At 65.3% G+C, this 22,267-nt stretch carries 19 protein-coding genes; 13 read left to right on the forward strand and 6 right to left on the reverse strand.

The window, feature by feature from the left end; all coding sequences use genetic code 11:
- Nucleotides 1-195: 195 nt before the first annotated feature.
- The 6 genes from AC1DPX_RS03370 to AC1DPX_RS03395 all read left to right on the forward strand — a co-directional run bounded on the left by AC1DPX_RS03370 (nt 196) and on the right by AC1DPX_RS03395 (nt 6,546).
- On the forward strand, nt 196-1,632 hold the full coding sequence (locus tag AC1DPX_RS03370; RefSeq protein WP_477234567.1) for a hypothetical protein: 1,437 nt from the start codon (nt 196-198) through the stop codon (nt 1,630-1,632).
- 155 nt (nt 1,633-1,787) lie between these two features.
- Nucleotides 1,788-3,092 (forward strand): ABC transporter substrate-binding protein, encoded by a 1,305-nt coding sequence (locus tag AC1DPX_RS03375; protein WP_202356815.1) that lies wholly within the window; start codon nt 1,788-1,790, stop codon nt 3,090-3,092.
- A 157-nt stretch (nt 3,093-3,249) separates the two neighbouring features.
- On the forward strand, nt 3,250-4,131 hold the full coding sequence (locus AC1DPX_RS03380) for a branched-chain amino acid ABC transporter permease (protein ID WP_202356816.1): 882 nt from the start codon (nt 3,250-3,252) through the stop codon (nt 4,129-4,131).
- Nucleotides 4,128-5,090 (forward strand): branched-chain amino acid ABC transporter permease, encoded by a 963-nt coding sequence (locus AC1DPX_RS03385; protein ID WP_477234569.1) that lies wholly within the window; start codon nt 4,128-4,130, stop codon nt 5,088-5,090. Before AC1DPX_RS03380 ends, AC1DPX_RS03385 begins: the two co-directional genes overlap by 4 nt.
- Nucleotides 5,087-5,812 carry an ABC transporter ATP-binding protein gene (locus AC1DPX_RS03390; protein ID WP_202356818.1) on the forward strand — a complete coding sequence of 242 codons (726 nt, stop codon included), beginning with the start codon at nt 5,087-5,089 and terminating at the stop codon, nt 5,810-5,812. Before AC1DPX_RS03385 ends, AC1DPX_RS03390 begins: the two co-directional genes overlap by 4 nt.
- Nucleotides 5,809-6,546 (forward strand): ABC transporter ATP-binding protein, encoded by a 738-nt coding sequence (locus tag AC1DPX_RS03395; RefSeq protein ID WP_477234571.1) that lies wholly within the window; start codon nt 5,809-5,811, stop codon nt 6,544-6,546. The genes AC1DPX_RS03390 and AC1DPX_RS03395 overlap by 4 nt, the downstream gene beginning before the upstream one ends.
- Here AC1DPX_RS03395 and AC1DPX_RS03400 read toward each other — a convergent pair whose 3' ends face one another.
- Both AC1DPX_RS03400 and pncA read right to left on the reverse strand, forming a co-directional pair.
- Complete coding sequence (locus AC1DPX_RS03400; protein WP_477234573.1) at nt 6,547-7,998, reverse strand: sodium:proton antiporter; 1,452 nt, start codon at nt 7,996-7,998, stop codon at nt 6,547-6,549.
- A gap of 7 nt (nt 7,999-8,005) precedes the next feature.
- Nucleotides 8,006-8,620 (reverse strand): bifunctional nicotinamidase/pyrazinamidase, encoded by a 615-nt coding sequence (gene pncA / locus AC1DPX_RS03405; protein WP_477234575.1) that lies wholly within the window; start codon nt 8,618-8,620, stop codon nt 8,006-8,008.
- A 297-nt stretch (nt 8,621-8,917) separates the two neighbouring features.
- On the opposite strand from pncA, the gene AC1DPX_RS03410 reads away from it, so the two are divergent.
- From AC1DPX_RS03410 to AC1DPX_RS03435, 6 genes are all read left to right on the forward strand, one after another.
- Complete coding sequence (locus AC1DPX_RS03410; RefSeq protein ID WP_477234577.1) at nt 8,918-9,781, forward strand: FAD binding domain-containing protein; 864 nt, start codon at nt 8,918-8,920, stop codon at nt 9,779-9,781.
- A gap of 68 nt (nt 9,782-9,849) precedes the next feature.
- Entirely contained in the window at nt 9,850-12,609 is a 2,760-nt protein-coding gene (locus tag AC1DPX_RS03415; RefSeq protein WP_477235737.1) for a molybdopterin-dependent oxidoreductase, read from the forward strand.
- Nucleotides 12,606-14,150, forward strand: a complete 1,545-nt coding sequence (locus AC1DPX_RS03420) for a 6-hydroxynicotinate reductase (protein WP_477234579.1) — start codon at nt 12,606-12,608, stop codon at nt 14,148-14,150. The genes AC1DPX_RS03415 and AC1DPX_RS03420 overlap by 4 nt, the downstream gene beginning before the upstream one ends.
- The gene (locus AC1DPX_RS03425; RefSeq protein ID WP_477234581.1) at nt 14,150-15,034 is read left to right on the forward strand and encodes a UPF0280 family protein; all 885 of its coding nucleotides are present in this window, start codon (nt 14,150-14,152) and stop codon (nt 15,032-15,034) included. Before AC1DPX_RS03420 ends, AC1DPX_RS03425 begins: the two co-directional genes overlap by 1 nt.
- Nucleotides 15,027-15,611 (forward strand): amino acid synthesis family protein, encoded by a 585-nt coding sequence (locus AC1DPX_RS03430; protein ID WP_140889906.1) that lies wholly within the window; start codon nt 15,027-15,029, stop codon nt 15,609-15,611. The genes AC1DPX_RS03425 and AC1DPX_RS03430 overlap by 8 nt, the downstream gene beginning before the upstream one ends.
- A complete protein-coding gene (locus AC1DPX_RS03435) occupies nt 15,608-16,069 on the forward strand; it encodes a MarR family winged helix-turn-helix transcriptional regulator (RefSeq protein WP_477234583.1) in 462 nt (153 codons plus the stop codon). Before AC1DPX_RS03430 ends, AC1DPX_RS03435 begins: the two co-directional genes overlap by 4 nt.
- 272 nt (nt 16,070-16,341) lie before the next feature.
- Here AC1DPX_RS03435 and AC1DPX_RS03440 read toward each other — a convergent pair whose 3' ends face one another.
- The 3 genes from AC1DPX_RS03440 to AC1DPX_RS03450 are packed head-to-tail and all read right to left on the reverse strand — an operon-like array spanning nt 16,342 to nt 20,206.
- Nucleotides 16,342-17,307 carry a substrate-binding domain-containing protein gene (locus AC1DPX_RS03440; RefSeq protein ID WP_202356825.1) on the reverse strand — a complete coding sequence of 322 codons (966 nt, stop codon included), beginning with the start codon at nt 17,305-17,307 and terminating at the stop codon, nt 16,342-16,344.
- Entirely contained in the window at nt 17,304-18,623 is a 1,320-nt protein-coding gene (locus AC1DPX_RS03445) for an ABC transporter permease (RefSeq protein WP_202356826.1), read from the reverse strand. Before AC1DPX_RS03445 ends, AC1DPX_RS03440 begins: the two co-directional genes overlap by 4 nt.
- Nucleotides 18,620-20,206 (reverse strand): sugar ABC transporter ATP-binding protein, encoded by a 1,587-nt coding sequence (locus AC1DPX_RS03450; RefSeq protein WP_477234585.1) that lies wholly within the window; start codon nt 20,204-20,206, stop codon nt 18,620-18,622. The genes AC1DPX_RS03445 and AC1DPX_RS03450 overlap by 4 nt, the downstream gene beginning before the upstream one ends.
- A gap of 220 nt (nt 20,207-20,426) precedes the next feature.
- Between AC1DPX_RS03450 and AC1DPX_RS03455 the strand changes: the two genes are divergently transcribed.
- Nucleotides 20,427-21,446 carry a LacI family DNA-binding transcriptional regulator gene (locus AC1DPX_RS03455; protein WP_477235739.1) on the forward strand — a complete coding sequence of 340 codons (1,020 nt, stop codon included), beginning with the start codon at nt 20,427-20,429 and terminating at the stop codon, nt 21,444-21,446.
- A 15-nt stretch (nt 21,447-21,461) separates the two neighbouring features.
- On the opposite strand, the gene AC1DPX_RS03460 is transcribed toward AC1DPX_RS03455, so the two are convergent.
- Entirely contained in the window at nt 21,462-22,256 is a 795-nt protein-coding gene (locus tag AC1DPX_RS03460; protein ID WP_477234587.1) for an inositol monophosphatase family protein, read from the reverse strand.
- Between the last annotated feature and the right edge of the window lie 11 nt (nt 22,257-22,267).

A 22,267-nucleotide genomic window follows, 5' to 3' on the forward strand; every position in this document is an offset into this window, starting at 1 on the left:
GGAAAGAGGACCACGCGCAAGCATCGTCTTGACCCGCGCCAGGGTCGACCCCCACTCCGTCGAGCTGCGCTCGACACCTCTCCCCCGATCGACGGGGGAGAGGAAGGGCGCCAGGCTGTCCAACCAGACGCCAGTCCTCAGCGGCAGAGGCTCCCTTCCGAGGATAACATCGCAATCTCCCCCCTTGTGGGGGAGATGTCAGGCAGGACAGAGGGGGGCGCCGTAGAGCGCTGTCGTCTGTCGTTGGCTTTATTGCTTGTCGCGCTGCTTATTGCACCCACCCCAGCCTTCGCGCACGCCTCCGACCGGGGCCACGTCCTCCTCCTTCCGACCGGCTACTACCTGATCGGCGGCGCATTCGCGGTTGCTGTCAGCTTCCTCGTGTTGGCGCTGCTGCCTGCGGCTTGCCTCGATAAATTCTGGCGCCGGCGCCTGCCGCTGTTCACTCTCGGCGACAGCGCCCGCACCGCCATCAGCCTGATCTCCTTTGCCGGCTTTGCAATCCTCATTGCCGCCGGCCTTTTCGGCAGCCGCGACCCGCTCTCCAACCCGCTGCCGCTGGTGATCTGGACGCTGCTGTGGGCCGGCCTAACGCTGCTGCAAGGCGTTTTCGGCGACCTCTGGTCATGGCTGAACCCTTGGTATGGACCGTGGCGTCTCGTCTCGCGCCTGCTCGGCACAGGCGATAACGGACCATGGCGTCTTCCCGGATGGTTCGGCTGCTGGCCTGCCGTCATCCTGTTCTTCGCCTTTGCCTGGTTCGAACTCATCGATCCAGCGCCTGACGATCCGGCGCGGCTCGCATGGGCCGCCTGGCTCTACTGGCTGTTCTCTTTCCTCGCCATGGTGGTGTTCGGCTATCCCCAGTGGAGCCGTGGCGGCGAGTTCCTGACGATCTTCTACTCGATGGTGGCGCGCTTCGCGCCGGTCGAGCGCGACGCAGACGGCCGGCTTGCACTGTGCTGGCCGGGCGCCAAGCTGCTGACGGCGGAGCCTTTGCCGCCCAGTGGCGTCGCCTTCCTGCTGCTGGCCCTGTCCTCGGTCTCCTTCGACGGCCTGTCGAAGACCTTCTTCTGGCTCGGCCTGTTCGGCGTCAATCCGCTCGAATTCCCGGGCCGCACGGCACTGATCGGCAGCGGCAGCCTCGGGCTCGTCCTAACGTTCGTCCTGCTGTCGGCGGTGTTCCTTTTCGCCGTCATCCTCGGCCAGCGCCTGGCCGGCAGCGGTCCGCCCGTCGGCGAAGCGACCGGCCTGCTGGTGTGGTCGATCGTGCCGATCGCGCTTGCCTACCATGTCGCGCACTACCTGACGGCGCTGCTGGTCGACGGCCAGTATGCGCTTGCCTCCCTGTCCGACCCGATCGGGCTGGGCTGGAACCTGTTCGGCACCGCCGACATCCAGGTCGAGGCCGGCATCGTCGCCGGCGCGGAATCGGCCTGGTGGCTGTGGAACATCCAGGCCGGCGCCATCATCCTTGGCCATGTGCTCGCCGTGCTTGTCGCGCACGGCTTTGCCTGGCGCCTGCATCCTCAGCCTGCCCGCGCCGCGCTCAGCCAGTTTCCGCTCACCCTCCTGATGATCGCCTACACGGTCTTCGGCCTCTGGCTGCTTGCCACGCCGACCGCCGGATGAGAAAAGGGCACCCCGATGTCGTTGGGGAAAGCTCGCTTGCCACATCGGGGCTTTGGTGATTTAGTTTGTACACATGCAATTTTCGCCTCCTCCGAGCGAGGAGGCCGAAGCCGCCTTATCGTTGGTCAAGACTTCAAAAAAACAGGGGAACGAACATGGCTGACAAGAACGGATTTTTCGACCTCTCCAAGACGACCTTTACCCGCCGCACCGCGCTGAAGGGCCTGGCCGCGGGCGCCGGCCTCGCCGTGGCGCCCGGCTTCGTCCGCTATTCCCAGGCGCAAAGCTCGGCGCCGATCAAGATCGGCTTCCAGTCGCACCGCACCGGCATCGGCGCCGCCTATGGCCGCTGGTACGAGAAGACCACGGCTGCCGCGGTCAAGGCGATCAACGCCGCCGGCGGCATCAATGGCCGCCAGGTCGAGGTCATCATCGAGGATGACGGCACCGATCCCGGCCGTGGCGCCGAAGTGGTCGGCAAGTTCGCCACCCAGCACAAGACCGACATCGTCTTCGGCACGCTGTTCTCGCATGTCGTCATCGGCTCGGCGCCCGCCGCAGGCGAAAACAAGATGCCCTATTTCGTCGTCAGCGAAGGCCACCACGTCGCCTCGACCAAGCTCAACCGCTATGTCTTCCAGCCCGGCATCACCGATGTGAAGAGCCAGATCCAGTCGATGGCGCCGTGGATCGCGGCCAATGCCGGCAAGAAGGTGACGCAGATCTTCCCCGATTTCGCCTTCGGCTACGACCACCGCGACTACCTGCCGCCGGCGCTGAAGGCGCAGGGCGCCGACGTTATCGCGCAGATCGCCATCCCGCCGACGGAATCGTCCTTCACCAAGTATTTCCCGCAGATCCCGCCGGAGACCGAGGTGATCTACCACGTCATGGTCGGTCCGGCGGTGCTCACCTTCGTCAAGGAACTCGGCGAATTCTACGGCTCCAATCGGCCGCAGCTGTTCGGCTTCATCGATTCGCTCGAGGCCACCGACATCAACAGCCCCGGCCTGGAATTCCTCGACGGCAGCCATTTCTGGGAAGGCTCGCCGCGCTATGCCCAGGCCGATGACAGCGAGGCGCAGAAAGCCTATCGCGCCGCTGTCGGCATCGACGACAATGGTGCGGCCGTCGGCGACCCCAAGGACGTCTCCACCGCCGCGCACATGTTCGGCTGCTGGGAAACGCTCTACGTCGTCAAGAAGGCGATGGAAGACGCCGGCTACAAGGGACCGGAAGACCGCGCCAAGCTGGTCGAGGCAACCGAGGCGCTGACTGCCTTCGCCGAAGGCCCCGAACATCCGCAGGGCGCGAAAACCTTCAACGGCAAGATCCACCAGTGCTTCGGCATCCAGAACATCTCCAAGGTCGAAGGCGGCAAGCTGAAGGTGGTGCATAAGACCAAGATCGAGGACGGGCTCTACGAGGCCGAAGGGGATTATACGACGCAGGCGCTGTGAGCCTCACCCTCCCCCTTGTGGGGAGGGTCGGCGAACGGGCTTCGCATTTTGCAAAGCCTGTGAAACGGGGTGGGGGCTGCAATGGCCCGTGCCCCACCTCCCACCCGACCGCTTTGCGGTCACCCTCCCCACGTGGGGGAGGGTAAGGCGCCCCTGAATGCACTTCGGACCGCACCTCCTCCTCGCAGCCCTTGAAGGCCTCGTCACATCAGCCGTGCTGGCGCTGACCGCACTCGGGCTGTCGCTGGTGTTCGGCGTCATGCGGGTGGTCAATGTCGCGCATGGCGAGTTCTTCATGCTGGGCGCGGTGCTCGCCTGGGCGATCTCGACGGCGATATCGGGCCATCCGGCGCTTGGCTTCCTGGCGGCGCTGGTGATCGCGCCGCTGATCGTCGGCGCTATTGCGCTGGTCGCCGAACGGCTGGTGCTACGCCGGCTCAACTACAATCCGGAAGCCACCATCGTTGCCACCATCGGCATGCTCTACATCATCCAGCAGCTGGCGCTGAGCTTCTATGGCCCGGAGGCGCGGCCGGTCGAGCCGCCTTTCAGCTACCGCATCCTTTTGCCGTGGTTCGGCTATTCCGGCTACAAGCTGTCGATCATCGCCGCGTCGGCACTTCTCTTGCTCGCCACGTGGCTGGTGCTGACGCGCACCAGGATCGGCCTGATCATGCGCGCCACACAGTATGACAGCGAGACGGCGCAGGCCTTCGGCATTCCGGTCGACCGCGTCTATGGCGGCGTCTTCGCGCTTGGGGCCATGCTGGCGGCGGTTGCCGCGGTGCTGATCGTGCCGATCAGCCAGGCGCACTACCTGATGGGGCAGGACCCGCTGCTTTTGTCCTTCATCGTCGTCATCATCGGCGGCCTCGGTTCGCTGCGCGGCACCGTCGTCGCCGCCGTGCTGATCGGCCTCTCCGACGGCATCATCTCGATGTTCTTCTCGCCGACCCTGGCCAAGATCATCGCCACGCTGCTGGTCGCCATGGTGCTGGTGTTCCGGCCACAAGGCCTGTTCGGGACGGCATCGCGATGAGCGAAGCTTCGCCGGCAAAGGCCTATTCCCTGCATCTCGGCGTCATCGCCCTGCTCTTCGTGCTGAGCTTCGTTTTGCCCGAGTACTATCATGGCCTGCTTGCCCGCATCATGGTGCTGGCGGTGTTCGCCATGGGCTACAACATGCTGTTCGGCTATGTCGGCCTGCTCAGCCTCGGCCACGCCATGTTCTTCGGGGCCGGGCTTTACGGCGCCGGCCTTGCCATCATCCAGCTCGGCTGGGGCGTACCCATGGCCTTTGCCGCCGGGATCGCTTGCGGAGCGATGCTGGCGCTGGTGATCGGCCTGCTGGCCCTGCGCACCACGGGTGTCGCCTTCATGATCGTCACCATGATGTTCGCCCAGGTGTTTTATCTCTTGATCCTCTACTTCGCGACATGGACCGGCGGCGATCAGGGCCAGGTCGTGCCGCAGCCGGCGCGCGTGCTGACTCTCGGCGCGACCTCGCTCGACCTCACCAACCCGACCGTGCGCTACATGAGCGCGCTGGCGCTGTTCTCGCTCGTGCTTCTGATCACGCTGGCGATCGTCCGCTCCCGCTATGGCCGCGTGCTGGTCGCCATCCGCGAGAACGAAGAACGCACCAAGATGCTGGGCTACGACACCTTCTCCAACAAGCTGATAGCCGTCGTCATCTCCGGCACGATCTGCGCGGCGGCGGGTGCCGCCTATGCGCTGCTGTTCGGCTATGTCGGATCGAGCTTCGCCTCGGTGCAATATTCGATCCTGCCGCTGCTCTGGGTGCTGCTCGGTGGCGCCGCCACGACGCTTGGGCCGCTGATCGGCACGGTCTTCATGTACTATGTCATCGACGTCACCAGCGGCTACACATCGGCCTATCTGCTGATCGTCGGCATCGCGCTCATCCTGCTGGTGCTGTTTTTCCCCAAGGGCATTCTCGGCACCATCCGCCAACGCTGGCTCGGGTGGCTGCCATGACGCCGCTCTTGACCACCAAGGGCCTGTCGCGCCATTTCGGCGGCCTGCGCGCCGTCGACAGTGTCGATTTCACCTTGATGCCGGGCGAAATCCGCGCCGTCATCGGCCCCAATGGGGCGGGGAAAACCACCTTCGTCAGCCTGGTCAGCGGCCGCATCCAGCCGTCTTCCGGAGCGATCGTCTTCGACGGCGCCGACATCACCGGTCAGCCGGCCTATGTCAGGGTGCGCCAGGGCATCGCCTACACGTTCCAGATCACCAGCGTCTTCGCCAACCTCAGCGCCTACGACAATGTCGCCCTGCCGGTGCAGCGCACACTGAGCGATGGCCGCTCCAAGGGTGCAGTGAAGGCCGGCGTCATGACGGCGCTTGAACGCACCGGGCTGGCCGACCGCGCCCATATGCCGGCCGGGCAATTGTCCTACGGCCACCAGCGCCTGCTGGAAGTGGCGATGGGCCTGGCGTTGAAGCCGCGCCTGCTGATCCTCGACGAACCGACGCAAGGGCTGGCAGACAGCGAGATCGACAATTTCATCGTGCTGGTGCGCGACATCGCCAAGAGCGCCACGGTGCTACTGATCGAACACAACATGCCCGTCGTCATGCAGCTCGCCGACCGCATCACCGTCTTCAACGCCGGCAAGATCCTGGCCGAAGGCACGCCGGAAGCCATCCGCGAAAACGCGGCGGTGCAGGAAGCCTATCTGGGGACCGCCCCATGAGTGAGACGAACAAGGCCGAGGCGGCCAAGGCGGAAGCGTTGCGGATCGCGGGGCTGGATTGTTTCTACGGCGAGGTCCAGGTGCTCTATGGGCTCGACCTCGTGCTGAACAAGGGCGAGGTGCTGTGCCTGTTCGGCCGCAACGGCGCCGGCAAGACGACGACGTTGAAGGCGATCATGGGTCTGGTTCCTTCAAGCGCCGGCTCGATCAAGCTCGCCGGCCAAGAATTGACCGGCCTGCCGGCGCATGAGGTGCCGAAGGCCGGCGTCGCCTATGTGCCGCAAGGCAGGCGGCTGTTCGCCGAGATGACGGTGGCGGAAAACATCGAGATCGGGCTGATGGCGCGCGGCAAGGGCAAGGCGACGCGGGAAAACGTCCTCGACCTCTTCCCGCTGCTGCGCCAGCGGCTACGCCAGCGCTCGGGCACACTGTCGGGCGGCGAGCAGCAGATGCTGGCCATGGCGCGTGCGCTCTGCCTCGAACCGCAGGTGCTCTTGCTCGACGAGCCTACGGAAGGGCTGATGCCGTCGATGATCGCCAAGATCCGCGAGACGGTGGCTAAGCTGCGCGACATGGGCGTCTCGACCATTTTGGTGGAGCAGCGGGTCGACGCGGTGCTGTCGGTCGCCGACCGCGTCTCGTTCATCGAGAACGGCCGCAACCGCGAGACGGTGGATGTCGAGGAATTGCGCGCCGACCCATCGGCGGTCAGGCGCTATGTCGGCGTTGGCTGATCAGCCGAAAAACACAAAGCCCGCGATCAAAAAGGTCGGGATCAGCACCAGGCCGGACCACAGCATGTAGCCGAAGAAGCCGGGCATCTTCACGTCACGCTGCCGGGCGATGGCGTAGACCATGAAGTTGGGCGCATTGCCGATATAGGTGTTGGCGCCCATGAACACCGCACCCGCCGAGATCGCGGCGAGCGTCGAGGCGAACTCGGTCATCAGGTGGCGTGGGTCGCCACCGGCCAGTTCGAAGAACACCAGATAGGTCGGCGCATTGTCGAGGAAGGACGACAGTGCTCCAGTCAGCCAGAAATAGGCGAGATCATTGGGCGTGCCTTGCGCCGAGGTGACCAGCGCGACCAGCGGCGCCAATGCGCCCTCGTGACCGGCTCTCAAGATGGCGATGACCGGCACGATGCAGATGAAGATGCCGGCAAACAATTTCGCCACTTCGGTGATCGGACCCCAGTTGAAGCCGTTCGCCGCGCGGTATTCCTTGCGCGAAACCGCCAGCGACACGAAGGCGAGCGCCAGGATGATGGCGTCGCGCACCAGGTTCTGCAGTTCCAGCGTCACGCCTTGGATGGAGAAGGTGACGTCGGGCTTCCACGTTGCCGACAGCAGGATGGCACCGATGACGCCGGCCAGCAGCGGAATGTTGGGCAGGCCGCGGATGCGAACCTTCGAATCCGGCGTCGGGTCCTTGATCTTCGGCGCGCCGGCTTCGCGCCGGTGCAGGATGACGTCGATCGCCAGGAACACCGCCAGCACCACACCGCCGACGAACAGTGTCTCACGGTAGAGGTTCGCGGTCGTCCAGAAGAAATCGACGCCGCGCAGGAAGCCGACGAACAGCGGCGGGTCGCCGAGCGGCGTCAGCGAGCCGCCGATGTTGGAGACCAGGAAAATGAAGAAGACGACGACATGGGCGTTGAACGGCCTGGCGTCGTTGGCGCGGATGATCGGCCGGATCAGGATCATCGAGGCGCCCGTCGTGCCGATGACCGAGGCGAGCAATGCGCCGACCAGCAGCAGCGCGGCATTGACCAGCGGCGTGCCGTGGATGTTGCCGGCGACCAGCATGCCGCCCGAAATGGTGAACAGCGCAAACAGCAGGATGATGAAGGACATGTATTCGGTGAGCAGCGCGTGCAGCACCGCCTCGGTCGCCGACGGAATGCCAAAGGCGAGCGCCAGCGGCACGACCACAAGCCCGGCCCACAGGGCCGCGATCTTGCCGTAGTGATGTTCCCAGACATGGTGGAACAGCAGCGGACCGGTGGCGATCGACAGCAGCAGGCCGGCGAAAGGCAGCGCCCACCACAGCGACATCGAGGCGCCGGGCAGAGCGTGGTCCTCGGCCGCGAAGGCTATTTCCGGGAACAGCGTTACGACGGCGATGGCAGCGCCCGCCGTGACGCCTGCGATAGTCCCCTGAAAGCCCCCTTGCCGCCCCACCGTCCGTTCAGTCCGACAAATGGTCTTCAAGCGTCACGCCGGCATCGCGCATACGCCGCAGCATGGCATCGAGCGAGCCGTTGAGATCGATGCCGCGGCAGGCGTCGAGCCGGACGGTGGTCTTGAAACCCTGGCTGACGGCGTCCAGTGCCGAAAAGCCGACGCAGAAATCGGTCGCCAGGCCGACCAGGGTGACGGCGTCAATGCCGCGCTCCCTGAGGTAGCCCGCAAGGCCGGTCGGCGTCGTGTGGTCATTCTCGAAGAAGGCCGAATAGCTGTCTATGGCAGGGCGAAATCCCTTGCGGATGACGAGTTCGGCCTTGGTCCAGGCAAGGCCGGAATGGAAGTCCGAGCCGAGGCTGCCCTGGATGCAATGATCCGGCCAAAGCGTCTGCTGGCCATAGGGCATCTCGATCATGGTGAAGGGCTGCGCGCCCGGATGGCTTGAGGCAAAGCTCGAATGGCCGGCGGGATGCCAGTCCTGCGTCAGCACGACATGGTCGGCATGCCGGATCATGTCGTTGACCAGCGGCACGATCTCGTCGCCGCCGGTCACGGCCAATGCGCCACCAGGGCAAAAGTCGTTCTGCAGGTCGATCACAACAAGCGCTTGGTCGGCCATTGGGCCTCCTTCTTCTCTGCTTTGGGCTCAGGCTCCAGTAGAAAGATGCCGCGAACGCGACCAGAGGCAGAAACTTGACCAGAAGGCCGGCCGCGTCAACCTCCGAAGGCGTAACAATCTCGTTGCATGAACCCTGGCAAGCACGACAGCCCAAACTCTGGCTTTGACAATTTCCACCGGCTTGATATCATTTGCATACGAATGAATTTCCGGTTTGCGGACCGGCAAGATCATGCCCGGGGTAAACGCCCCGGGAGGGCCATTTCGGGGAAGGCCCACTCTCTGGGAAGGCAAAGCGTGATCCGTTACGCGAAACCCACCACGGTCGATGAAGCGCTCGCTTTGCTTGGCGAAGGCGTCTGGCGCATCCTTGCCGGCGGCACGGATTTCTATCCGGCGCAGGGTGCCAAGCCATTCCGCGACAATGTTCTCGACATCAACGGTCTCGCCGCGCTGCGCGGCATCGCCGAGACCGATGACCATTTTTTCATCGGCGCGCGCACGACCTGGACCGACCTCATCCGCCACCCCTTGCCGCCGGCTTTCGATGCGCTGAAACAGGCCGCGCGCGAGGTCGGTTCGCCGCAGATCCAGAATGTCGCCTCGGTCGCCGGCAATCTCTGCAACGCCTCGCCGGCCGCCGATGGTGTGCCCGGCCTGCTCGTGCTCGATGCCGAGGTCGAATTGCGTTCGGCGGCCGCCACGCGCCATCTGCCCCTGCAGGAGTTCATTCTCGGCAACCGCCGCACCGCCTTGCAGGCGGGCGAAATGGTGACGGCCATCCGTGTGCCGAAGCTTGCCGCCGCCGGTGCGTCGGCTTTCGTCAAGCTCGGTGCGCGGCGCTATCTCGTCATTTCCATCGCCATGGTGGCGGCACGCCTTGTCGCCGACAACGGCACGATTGCCGGAGCGACCATCGCCGTCGGGTCCTGCTCGGCTGTCGCCAGGCGCCTTGCCAGCGTCGAGGCGGCGTTGCTCGGATTGCCGGCCGATGGCGGGCTTGCCGGCGCGATCCAATCCGCGCCGATGACGGAACTGTCGCCGATCGCCGATGTGCGCGGCAGCGCCGAATACCGGCTCGACGCGGTGCGCGAGATCGTCGCCCGGGCCGTGCTGACGGCCGCCGGAGCGACGAACGATCATATGGTGGCGGCGGCATGAGACAAGCTCAGCCTGACATGAACCAGGTTCTGCCTGAAGTCAGTGAAGCGCTGCCTGACCTGGATGGGATGCTGTCCGGCCTTGAACGCGCCGACATTACTTTCGCGGTCAATGGCGCCGCCGTCTCGGTCAATGTGCCGCCGTTGCGCCGGCTGTCCCAGGTGCTGCGTGACGAATTGCGGCTTACCGGCACCAAGGTCGGCTGCGACGCCGGCGATTGCGGCGCCTGCACGGTGCTGGTCGACGGCGATCCCGTCTGCGCCTGCCTGATGCCGGCAGCCTCTGCGGCCGGCACATCGGTGACGACAGTCGAGGGGCTGGCCAATGGCCGGCTTTCTGCGCTGCAAGCCTCTTTCCTCGCGCATGGCGCGGCGCAATGCGGCATCTGCACGCCGGCGCTGCTGGTGGCGGCGACGGCGCTGCTGGACACGACGCCCATACCAACCGAGATCGAGGTGCAGGATGCGCTGGGCGGCATTCTGTGCCGCTGCACCGGCTACCGGAAAATCATCGCGGCGGTGGTGGACGCCTCCCAGCAAACGGCAAACCTTGATTTCCGTCTGCCTCAATCCGGCCATGCGATCGGCGCGTCACCGGTCAGGCTCGACGGCGTGCCGAAGGTCACCGGGGCTGAGAAATTCGGCGGCGATTCCTTCCCGGCCAATGCGCTTGCCGTGCTGGTGGTCCGTTCGCCGCATTATCACGCCGGCTTCGCCTTCGGCGATCTCGACGGCTGGGTGAAGGCGCATCATGGCGTCGTTGGTGTGTTCACGGCGGCCGACATTCCGGGCAGAAACTGTTTCGGCGTCATCGGCCCGTTCGCCGATCAGCCGGCCCTGGCCGAAGGGTTTGCACGTCTTCGCGGCGAGGCGGTGGCGCTGATCGCCGGCGAGCGCGAGGCGATGCTCGATCTCGATCTGTCGGATTTCCCGGTCCGCTGGACCGAACTGCCGCATGTCCTGCAGCCCGGCGAGGCGCAGGCCAAGGGTGCGGCGCTGATCCATCGCAACCGCCCTTCGAACCTGCTGACCTCCGGCTTCGTCGAGCGCGGCGAGCCCGAGACAGCGCTTGCCAATGCGGCCGTTACCGTGACGGGCGCGATCGACACCTCCTATGTCGAGCATGCCTATATCGAGCCGGAAGCTGGCTATGCTTACCTCGATGGCGACACGCTGGTCGTCGTCGCCTGCACGCAGGCGCCCTACATGGACCGCGACGACACGGCGAAGGTGCTCGGCCTGCCCATCGAAAAGGTGCGCATCGTGCCGACCGCCACCGGCGGCGGCTTCGGCTCAAAACTCGACGTTTCGCTGCAGCCGCTGATCGGCCTCGTGGCGCTGAAGACCGGCCGGGCGGCGGCACTCGCCTACACCCGCAACGAATCGATGATGTCGACGACCAAGCGCCATCCGGCCGAGATGAAAGCGACGATCGGCGCCGATGCCGACGGCCATGTCACCGGCATGATCTTTGCCGGCGATTTCAACACCGGTGCCTATGCCAGTTGGGGACCGACGGTCGCCAACCGCGTGCCGGTGCATGCTTCCGGCCCCTATGCGACGCCGAACTACCGCGCCGAGGGCCGTGCCATCCACACGCACGGGCCGATCTCCGGCGCCTTCCGTGGCTTCGGCGTGCCGCAGGCGACGATCATGCAGGAGACGCTCTATGACGAGCTGGCCGGCAAGCTCGGCATCGACCGCCTCGATTTTCGCTTGAGAAACTGCCTTCGGAACGGCTCCGAAACGGTTACCGGTCAGAGGCTGGAGTCGGGCGTCGGCATTGCCGAATGTCTGGAGGCCTTGCTGCCGCATTGGGCGCGGGCGGTGGCTGATGCGGATGCTTTCAACATTGCCAGCCGCGATAAGAAGCGCGGCGTCGGCGTCGCGTCCTGCTGGTATGGCTGCGGCAACACCTCGCTGCCCAATCCATCGACCATCCGGGTCGGCATTGCGGCTGACGGCACGGTCATCCTGCACCAGGGCGCCGTCGACATCGGCCAGGGCTCGAACACCGTCATCACCCAGATCTGCGCCGACGCACTTGGCCTGCCGCTGGAGAAATTCCGGCTGAAGAGCGCCGACACGGCGATCAGCCCCGATGCCGGCAAGACGTCCGCATCGCGCCAGACTTTCGTGACCGGCAAGGCCGCCGAAAAGGCCGGGCGGGCCTTGCGCGACAAGATCCTGCGCTTCGCCAATGTCTCCGAAAAGGCATCCCTGCAACTGGACGGCGCGGCGATCGTCATCCGCGAGGGCGAGGCCACGCGCCGCATCGACCTCGCCTCGCTCGATTTGGATGCCGACGGCTTCGTCTTCCGCGCCGAGGAGACCTATGACCCGCCGACGCTGCCGCTCGATGCAAAAGGCCAGGGCAAGCCCTATGCCGTCTACGGTTACGGCGCGCAGATCGCCGAACTCGAGGTCGATCTCAAGCTCGGCACGGTGAAGCTGATCAAGATCACCGCCGCGCATGATGTCGGCAAGGCGATCAACCCGCTGCTGGTCGAGGGCCAGATCGAAGGCGGCATCGCGCAAGGCATCGGCATGGCGCTGATGGAAGAGTACATTCCCGGCCGCACCGAAAACCTGCACGACTATCTCATCCCGACCATCGGCGACGTGCCGCCGATCGAGACCATTCTGGTCGAGGTTCCCGATCCCGAGGGGCCGTTCGGCGCCAAGGGGCTGGGCGAGCATGTGCTGATCCCGACGGCGCCGGCGATCCTCAACGCCATCCGCCACGCCACTGGCGTACTCGTCACCAAGGTTCCGGCGACGCCGACGCGCATCCGCGCTGGCATCCGCGAAAAGGAGGCACGCGCATGAGCGAGCTTGCCGAGCGCTTCGAGACCCATGATCCCGGCGAGAAGCTGGTGGCGGAGAAGATCCGCTGCGATGCCTGCCCGGTCATGTGCTACATCGCCGATGGCCGCACCGGCGCCTGCGACCGCTACGGCAATGCCGGCGGCCGGATCGTGCGCATGGACCCGCTGACCATCCTGGACCATGCGGCCGAGACTGGCGCGGCAATCGTGCCCTTCGTCGCCGAGGGCGAGGCTTGGGACGGCGAACTGGTCAACACCGGGCGCCGCTTCGTCACGGCAATCGGTGCCGGCACCACCTATCCCGACTACAAGCCGGCGCCGTTCATCGTCAGCCAGGAGGTGGAGGGCGTCGATCTGGTCACCGTCGTCACCGAAGGCATTTTTTCGTATTGCGGCGTCAAGGTGAAGATCGACACCGACCGTCATCTCGGAGCCGAAACGGCAATCGTGCGCTCGCAAGGCGAGGCCATCGGCCATGTCACGACGGCCGAATACGGTTCGCAGATGCTGTCGCTGGGCGGCGTGCATCATTTGACCGGCGGCTCCAAGGCGGAAGGCCGCGCCACTTGCGACGCGCTGCTCAATCTGTGCAACCGCAAGCCGGTGGACCTGACCATCGACGGTGGCGCCACAATCATCGTCGAAGCCGGCAAACCACCCGTTATCGACGGCAAGCAGGAACACCGCATGCGCGTCGGCTGCGGCTCGGCCACGATCGGCATGTTCGCCACGCAATGGCGCGGGCTGGTCGACGAGGTGGTGGTGGTCGACGACCACATCACCGGCGTCGTCTCCGAGCATCAGGCCGGCAAGGTGCTGGGCTGGCAGGATACGGGCATAAAGATCATCGGCCGCCGCTCGACGCCGGGCCGCTATTTCAAGGTCTCCGAGCCTGGCCTCGGCTGGGGCGGTACCTCGATTTCCGATCCGTTGTCGATTCTCGGCGAGTGGAACGCCAAGAAGGGCGCACGGCCGGGCCTGTCGCTCCTGATGGTTTCGACCACCGGCGAGCAGTTCGCCTATTACGAGCTCGACGACGAGCTGAAGCCGGTGGAGAAGCCATTTCCCGAGCGGCTGCAGAAGTCGGTCAATCTGATCGAGGACAATTGCGAACCGGCGCTGTGCACCGTGCTTTTTATCGGCGGCGCCGGTGGCTCGCTGCGCGCCGGCGTCACCGAAAACCCGGTCAATCTCACCCGTTCGGTGCAAGGCCTGAAAACGTATGTGACGGTCGGCGGCGCACCGGTCTATGTCTGGCCCGGCGGCGGCATCACGCTGATGGTCGATGTCACGCGCGTACCGGAAGGCGCCTTCGGCTACGTGCCGACACCGGCGCTGGTGGCGCCGATCGAGTTCACCTTGCGCCGCGACGACTATGTCAGGCTTGGCGGCTACGAGGCTGAGATCCGCAGCGTCGAGGATATCGTCGCCAAAGGCGGCGAGTATCTCAATCCGCGCCGCGGCACCGGCGCGCCGTCCGACAATCCCTGGCCGCCGCTGGCGCAATTGCGGCGCGCCGCGTGGAACGACGGGACCGGATGATGGACGGCCCGCAAGCGCATTGGCTGCAGGACGGCAAGCGGCTGCATCTCAACCATGGGCCGATCGACCTCATCGTCGAGGCCTTTGGCGAAGCGCGGGAATGCCGCCTGGCCTATGAGCAAGCCATCGCGCGGTTCCAGACGATCCTGATCGAGCTGGTGAGCGAGCTTCCCGAATTGCGGCTCCCGGCGTTTTTCCTGGCCCCCCGCTCGTTCAGCGGCCCGACGGCGCGCCGCATGGAAGCGGCCGTCATGCCGCTGGCGGAATGTTTTATAACACCGATGGCCGCCGTTGCGGGATCGGTAGCCGACGAAATGCTTGCCGCTCTGGTCGCCGGCCGCCGGCTCGAGCGCGCCTATGTCAACAATGGCGGCGACAGCGCCCTCCACATCGGCAGCGGCCGATCGATCGGTCTGGCGGTCGCCGGCACCGGCAATGGCATGGCCGACCGGATCACGATCCGCGCGGAAGATGGCGTTCGCGGCGTCGCCACCAGCGGCTGGCGCGGGCGCTCCTTCTCACTCGGCATTGCCGACGCCGTCACCGTGCTCGCCCGGACCGGCGCCGAGGCCGACGCGGCGGCGACGCTGATTGCCAATGCGGTCGACCTGCCCGGCAATCCCGCCATCAAACGCATTCCCGCACAGGACCTTGCGCCCGACAGCGACCTTGGCGCGCGGCTGGTGACGCAAGGCGTCGGCGCGCTTGCGCCTGGCGAGGTGACGCGGGCGCTGGACAACGGCCTTGCCGTCGCCGAAGATTTTCGCCGGCGCGGCCTGATTGCCGGATCGGCGCTGTTTCTGGGCGGTGAGGCCCGCATCAGTGGTTCCGTGGCGCTTGCCGCGCCCAACAAAAATCCGACGGAGGAAGTTGCCCATGCCTGAGTTTCCGATCCGCAAGATCGCGGTGCTGAGCGAAGAGATCTTTCATGAGGGCGGGCCGGTCGCGGACGTGCCGCGCCGCCGCGCGGCGGCCATGGCCGTCGTCAAGAACCCGTTCGCCGGGCGCTATGTCGAGGATCTGCAGAGCGCCATGGACGATCTGAAGCCGCTTGGCCTTCTGCTCTCCGACCGGCTGATCGCCGCACTGGGCGGCGACGTCAAGCAGATCGACGGCTACGGCAAGGGTGCCATCGTCGGCACGGCGGGCGAACTGGAGCACGGCGCGCTCTGGCATGTGCCGGGCGGCTACGCCATGCGCGAGCGGCTCGGCGACGCCAAGGCGATCGTGCCGTCGGCCAAGAAGGTCGGCGCCTTCGGCTCGAAGCTCGACGTGCCGCTCGGCCATATCAACGCCGCCTATGTGCGCAGCCATTTCGACGCCATGGAAATTGGCATCAGCGACGGGCCGCGCCCCGACGAGATTCTTTTTTGCCTGGCCATGACTTGCGGCCCGCGCATCCACAACCGCATGGGCGGCCTCGCCGCCGACGGCATCAAGGCCTGGGACGGGCTGCGGTGAGCGGCGGCGACAATCTGCTCAAGCTGGTCGAGGCCGAAGAGCCCGAGGAGCAGGATTACCTCCTGCAGGAGCAGGTCGGCTTCATCCTGCGCAAGGCGCACCAGCGCCATGTCTCGATCTTCGCCGCGCATATCGGCGACCTGACGCCGCCGCAATTCGCAGCACTGGCCAAGCTGCGCGATGTCGGCGAGACCTCGCAGAACCAGCTCGGCACGCTGATCGCCATGGATGCCGCGACCGTGAAGGGCGTCATCGATCGGCTGAAGGCGCGCGGCCTGGTCGAGCTCTCCAAGCACGAGGTCGACAAAAGGCGGCTGCTGGTCAATCTGACCGCCGAAGGCCGCGACGCCATCGAACGCCTGATCCCGCTGGCGCGCGAAATCACCAGGGAAACGCTGGCGCCACTCTCGGCCAAGGAGATCGCCACCTTCATGAAGCTGCTGGCCAAGCTGGCGTAGTGTTGCCTTGCGGCTCTTCGAGGGAGGGCAAGGCAGTTGGAGCACTTGCACTATCAACGCCGGCGCCGCCCCTCATTGTCCTGCCGGACATTTCTCCCCGTATAGTGACGGGGAGAAAGACCCTGTCGTCAACGATTTCGCCAATCGTCTGCGTTGCAAAAAGGGGTGCCGCCGGTGCGGCCAGTCCCCTTCTCCCCCGTCACTATACGGGGAGAAGGGGCCGGCAGGCGGAGGAGGGGCGGCGCCAACCGCCGCCTCCAAGGCTCACAATCTCACAACCCGTTGTCCTTCAGCACCTTGGCGGCGTTTTCCTTGGTGATCTTCTCGGTCGGCAATGTGATGGTCTTTTCGACCTTTTCGCCGTTGAGGAACTTGATCGCCTGACGCAGGCCTTCGGCACCGGGGGTGACATAGGTGAAGGTTGCCGTCAGTTCGCCCTTGTTCACCATTTGCACGCCTTCATTGGGCAGGCCGTCAATGCCGATGAACTTGATGTCCTTCTCGCGGCCGACGTCCTTGGCGGCGAGGTAGGCGCCGTAGGCCATCGGGTCGTTGTGGCCGTAAACGAGATCGATCTTCTCGTTGGTTTTCAGCGCGTTGGCCATCAGATTGTAGGCCTGGTCCTGCTTCCAGTCGCCAGACTGCTGGTCGAGCAGATATTTGATGCCCGGTTCCTTGTCGGTGAATTCATGGAAGCCGTCATGGCGGTCATGCGCCGGCTGGGTGCCCATGCCGCCCCAGATCTCGACGACATTGCCCGCCGCCTTGCCCTTGCCGCCGAGCAGTTCGACGGCATATTCGCCGGCCGCGCGGCCGATCAGCTTGTTGTCGCCGCCGACGAACTGCGTGAAGTCCTTGGTGTCGACATTGCGGTCGAGCACGAAGACCGGGATCTTGGCGTCGATGGCCTGCTGCACGACGCCGGTCAGGCCGGCGGATTCCTTCGGCGACACCAGAAGCGCGTCGACTTCCTGGCGGATCAGGTTCTCGACATCGGCGACCTGCTTCTCGGTCTTGTCCTCGCCGTCGGTGATGATCAGCTCGACCTCGGGATGCTTGGCGGCTTCGGCAATGATGTCCTTGTTGAACTGGGCGCGCCAGGGCTCGATCGTGGTCACCTGCGAAAAGCCGATCTTCCACTTCTTGTCCTGGGCGAAGGCATTGGTCGAGAGCAGCGCGGTGGTGGTCAAAAGTGCCGCGCCGACAGCGGCAAGCTTCAGCATGTCACGTCGTTTCATTTCTTGTTTCCTCCGAGATTGAGAGACGGGGTCTCTTGCGACGGCCGCTTGGCTGCGGCCGTTTCCTTGCGCGCCGCTTGCCCGCCGGGCAGGCGCAGATAGGCCAGGAGATCACCGGCGTTGCGCTCCTGCACGAGCACGGTGCCGATGATGATCATCCCCTTCAGCACCAGCTGAAGGTTCGAATTGATGTTGTGGAGCTGCAATATGTTGGAGAGCAGCCCGAAGATCAGCACGCCGCAGAACGTGCCTATGAGGCTGCCGCGCCCGCCCATCAGGCTGGTACCGCCGATGACCACGGCGGCGATGGCGTCGAGCTCCAGCCCGGCGCCGGCATCGGGCTTGCCTTGCCGGTACTGCGCCACATAGAGCACGGCGGCGATGCCGGCGAGCAGGCCGGAGATGGCATAGGTGGCGATCTTGACGCGGCCGGCGGCGATGCCGGAAAGCCGTGCAGCCTCCTCGTTGCCGCCGATGGCATAGACGTAGCGGCCGAACGGCGTGAAGCGCAGCACGGCGCCATAGATCAGGATGGCGCCGAGGAAGAACAGGCCGGGCATCGGGATAACGCCGAACACCAGCGAGCGCAGCATCTCGAAATCGGCGGTGGCGTTCGAGCCGGTATAGACGGGCAGCACCGCATTGTTCTGGCCGGCGGTGAGCCGGGCGATGCCGAGCGCCGTCACCATCATCGCCAGCGTGACGATGAAGGGTTGCAGCCGTCCGGCAACGATGATGAAGCCGTTGATGGCGCCGAACAACAGGCCAACGCAGGGCGCCACCAGCAACACGCCGAGCACGCCGAATTTGGGTTCGATCTGCGGCAGCAGGTACCACAGCGAAAGGCAGCACAGGACCACGCCGACGATAGCCGGCGTGACCAGGCCGCGAACATTGTCCAGCCTGATATCACGCGCGGCGGCATCGGGACCGGCGCGGGATTTTTGCAGATTGAGGAAGATGAAGCGGGTGACGACGAAGCCGAGGCAAAGCGCCACCAGGGCAACGGTCGGCACGCCCAGAACGACACCCGGCGTCACGCCCGGCACCGTCAGCAGCATGGCACAGACCACCGAGCAGATGGCCATCAGGGAGCCGACGGAAAGGTCGATGCCGCCGGTGATGATCACTGCCGTCATGCCGGTGGCGATCAGCCCGGTGGTCGACACCTGACGCAGCACGTCGAGCAGATTGCCGTAGGACAGGAAGATGTTGTTGCCCTTGGAACTCACCGGCGAGCCCAGCACGCCGATCAGGAAGATGGCGATCAGGCCCCAATAGAGCTTGGTCCGGGACAGGAGTTTCAGGGCAGTCATGCGGCAGGTCTCGACAGGGTGCGGCGCGGGGCGGCGAGGCGCATGATCGCCTCTTCGCTGGCCGCATCGCGGGACAGAATGCCGGTCTGGCGGCCATCGGCCATCACCAGGATGCGATCCGATAGATGCAGCAATTCCGGCAGTTCGGAGCTGATGACGGCGATCGCGAGGCCATCGCGCGCCAACTGGAAGATGAGGTCGTAGATCTCGCGCTTGGCGCCGACATCGATGCCGCGCGTCGGCTCGTCCAGCAACAGCACGCGCGGCCTCGTCGCCAGCCATTTGGCGATGACGACCTTCTGCTGGTTGCCGCCCGACAGCGTGCTGGCGGACTGGTCGATGTCCTGGCAGCGTATGCCGAGCGCCTTGACCGCCTGTCGCGCCAGCCCCTGTTCGCCGGCCAGCGAGCGGATGCCGAAGCGCGCCAGCGATCCGACCAGCGGCAGCGCGACATTGTCMGTGATCGAGGCCTGCAGGTGCAGGCCTTGCGTCTTGCGGTCCTCGGTGACCAGCGCAATGCCCAGGCGCCTGGCATCGCGCGGCGAGCGGATGTCCACGGGCAGGCCGTCGAGCCGGATCTCGCCGCCGGTCCGGCCGTCGCTGGAGCCGAAGATCGCTTCCATGATCTCGGTGCGGCCCGAACCCAAAAGGCCGCCTATGCCGAGGATTTCTCCGGCTGCCAGATCGAAGCTGACGCCGTCGATCACCTGCCGCCAACCCTGGCGGTCGGGCTTCGACAGCGACAGATTGCTGACCGAAAGCACGGTCCTGCCGCCGGGATCCCGCTCGTGCTGGGAGGATGCGAGCAGGTCCCGTCCGACCATCGCCGAAATGATGGCATTCTCGTCGAGTTCGGCCATCGGCCGCGTCAGCACATGGCGCCCGTCGCGGAAGACGGTGACACGGCCGGCCAGATGCATGACCTCGTCGATGCGGTGCGAGATGTAGACGATGGCGACGCCGCTGTCGGCAAGCTGGCGGATGATGCGAAACAGCCGCTGGCATTCGGCCGGCGACAGCGCCGAGGTCGGCTCGTCCATGATCAGGATGCGCGCCGACATCGACAGCGCCTTGGCGATCTCGACCAGCTGCTGTTCGCCGACGCGCAGGGCGCCGACGCGCGCTTCGGGGTCGAGTTCGATGCCGAGCCGCTGCAGAAGGGCGCCCGCGGCACGGCTGCTCGCCTTGCGGTCGACGATCAGCCCGGCGATCAGTTTCTCGCGTCCAAGGAAGATATTGTCGGCGACGCTGAGTTCCGGCACCAGGTTGAGCTCCTGGTGGATGATGGCGATGCCGGCATCCTCGGCCTCGCGCACGCCGGCGAAGCTGGCCGGCCTTCCATCGACGCTGACCGTACCTTCATAGCCGGTATAGACGCCCGACAGGATCTTCATCAGCGTCGACTTGCCGGCGCCATTCTCGCCCATCAGGGCATGGACCTCGCCACGCCGCAATTCGAAGCCGACATCGACCAGGGCGGCGATGCCGCCGAAGCTCTTGGAAATGCGCTCGGCGCTCAGGACGACATCGGAACGGTCCGTCGCCGCGGCATGCCCATGGGCGATGGAAACCCTGTGCTCCATGACAATGGCGGCCTCCCTTCCGTCGTCGTCAATCTCGCCTAAACGCTATTCTAAACGTTTCGATACTGTCAAGCCGCTATCTGAAAGCGGAGGATTGTCCCTTTTCAATTCTTGCGAAAAACCTTGATATTCCGTAGGTATAGCGAACGGGCACGGGCGAAACGTTTCGAAAATGACAGCAAACAAGCGGACGAGACAGCGGAAATCGACGGCGCCGACCATGCTGCATGTGGCCGAGGCGGCGCGTGTCTCGGTCGCCACCGTTTCGGCGCTGATCAACGGCACGGCGACCGTCAGCCCTGAGCTCAGCCAGCGCATCGAACAGGCGATCCGCGATATCGGCTACAAGCGCAATGCCATCGCCCGCAGCCTGAAGATGGGCACGACGCGCACCATAGGCCTGACCGTGCCGCACATCACCAACCCGTTCTTCACCGATGTCGTCTCGGTCATCCAACAGGCCTTCGACCGTGCCGGCTATGCCGTCATGCTGTGCTGCACCGACGAGGATCTGAACACGCAGGACGACCAGATCCGGCTGCTGCTCGACCGCATGGTCGACGGGCTGATCGTGGCCCGCGTCGGCGATGGTGCGATCCTCAAAGGGATCGTCGATGCCGCCAACGTGCCGGTCGTGTTGCTCGACCGCGTCTGCGAGGGTGTCGACACCGATGCGGTGGTGCTCGACAACCAGCGCGCGGTGTTCGATGCCATCACCTATCTGATCAATCTCGGCCACCGGCGCATCGGCTACATCACCGGCACATCCGACATTTCGCCGATGCATGACCGCATGACGGGCTATCGCGAGGCGTTGCACGCCGCCGGCCTGCCGGTGGCCGAGGAGCTCGTCCGCTCCGGCAACTTCCATGAGATCGACGGCTACAACGCAACCATGCAGCTGCTGTCGCTGCATGACCGGCCGAGCGCGATCTTCTCGGCCAACAACCCGATGGTGATCGGCACCATGAAGGCGATCCGCGACATCGGCCTGTCCTGCCCGGAGGATATTTCGGTCGCCTGTTTCGACGATTTTCCGTGGTCCGACGTGTTCCAGCCGCAGCTGACCACCGTGGCGCAGCCGGTGCAGGCAATCGGCGAACAGGCGGCCAATCTGCTGCTTGACCGCCTCGCCGGCAACCGGGACGCGCCGCCGCGCAAGCTTGTGCTCAAGGGCCGGCTGATGATCCGCAATTCGTGCCGGCCATTGGGGGCAATCGCGCAGAGCGTGAATGCCTGAACGACGGGCGCCGGGTCAGGGCTTGAACACCCCGGAACAAAGCGCCTGCAGCTTCGAAAAGACGCCCTTGCCGCCGGTGATGACCTGCGTCCCGCTCTGCAGCACCGTTTTGCGATCAGCCTTCAGCACGGTGCCGCCGGCTTCCTCGATCAACAGCATGCCGGCCACGCAGTCCCAGGCGTTCATGTGTTCCTCGACATAGCCAAGTAAGCGGCCCGAGGCCACATAGGCCAGCATCAGGGCGCCAGACGCATTGCGGAAGAAGACGCCGCCTTCGGCAAGGAGCTTCTGGATCAGCACAGCGATGTTCCCGGCTTCGGCGCGGTTCGAGAATCCGGTCCCCACCGAGCCTTCTTCCAGGCTGGTCGCCGCACTTGCCTTGATCGGCCTGCCGTTGATGAAGGCGCCGCCGCCGAGCCTGCCGTGGAACGTCTCGCCGGTCGACGGTTCGTGAATGACGCCGACGACCGTCTCCCTGTCCTTTGCGCAAGCGATCACCACGCACCAGGCCGGGATGCCGCGCACGAAATTGGCGGTGCCGTCGATCGGGTCGATGACCCAGACATGGCCGGTCGAACTGGCGACGGAGGCATGTTCCTCGCCGACGATGCCGTCCTGCGGATAATCCCTGGCGATCGCCGCACGGATGAACAGCTCGACCTCGCGGTCGGCTTGCGAGACCAGGTCCTGATGGCCCTTGCTCTCGATGGTCAGGCTTTCCAGATCGCGGAAATATTCGAGCCCGAGTTCGCCTGCACGGCGCGCCAGATCGATGGCGAACTGCGTGCGGGCGTCAAGATCATGGGTCACGGGAAAGCTCG

The organism is Mesorhizobium sp. 01N446 (assembly GCF_056399285.1).

Coding starts and splice junctions, on each gene's coding strand:
- AC1DPX_RS03370 (WP_477234567.1), top strand. CDS start 196: ATGTCAGGCAGGACAGAGGGGGGCGCCGTAGAGCGCTGTCGTCTGTCG.
- AC1DPX_RS03375 (WP_202356815.1), top strand. CDS start 1,788: ATGGCTGACAAGAACGGATTTTTCGACCTCTCCAAGACGACCTTTACC.
- AC1DPX_RS03380 (WP_202356816.1), top strand. CDS start 3,250: ATGCACTTCGGACCGCACCTCCTCCTCGCAGCCCTTGAAGGCCTCGTC.
- AC1DPX_RS03385 (WP_477234569.1), top strand. CDS start 4,128: ATGAGCGAAGCTTCGCCGGCAAAGGCCTATTCCCTGCATCTCGGCGTC.
- AC1DPX_RS03390 (WP_202356818.1), top strand. CDS start 5,087: ATGACGCCGCTCTTGACCACCAAGGGCCTGTCGCGCCATTTCGGCGGC.
- AC1DPX_RS03395 (WP_477234571.1), top strand. CDS start 5,809: ATGAGTGAGACGAACAAGGCCGAGGCGGCCAAGGCGGAAGCGTTGCGG.
- pncA (WP_477234575.1), bottom strand. CDS start 8,620: ATGGCCGACCAAGCGCTTGTTGTGATCGACCTGCAGAACGACTTTTGC.
- AC1DPX_RS03415 (WP_477235737.1), top strand. CDS start 9,850: ATGCTGTCCGGCCTTGAACGCGCCGACATTACTTTCGCGGTCAATGGC.
- AC1DPX_RS03420 (WP_477234579.1), top strand. CDS start 12,606: ATGAGCGAGCTTGCCGAGCGCTTCGAGACCCATGATCCCGGCGAGAAG.
- AC1DPX_RS03425 (WP_477234581.1), top strand. CDS start 14,150: ATGGACGGCCCGCAAGCGCATTGGCTGCAGGACGGCAAGCGGCTGCAT.
- AC1DPX_RS03430 (WP_140889906.1), top strand. CDS start 15,027: ATGCCTGAGTTTCCGATCCGCAAGATCGCGGTGCTGAGCGAAGAGATC.
- AC1DPX_RS03440 (WP_202356825.1), bottom strand. CDS start 17,307: ATGAAACGACGTGACATGCTGAAGCTTGCCGCTGTCGGCGCGGCACTT.
- AC1DPX_RS03445 (WP_202356826.1), bottom strand. CDS start 18,623: ATGACTGCCCTGAAACTCCTGTCCCGGACCAAGCTCTATTGGGGCCTG.
- AC1DPX_RS03455 (WP_477235739.1), top strand. CDS start 20,427: ATGCTGCATGTGGCCGAGGCGGCGCGTGTCTCGGTCGCCACCGTTTCG.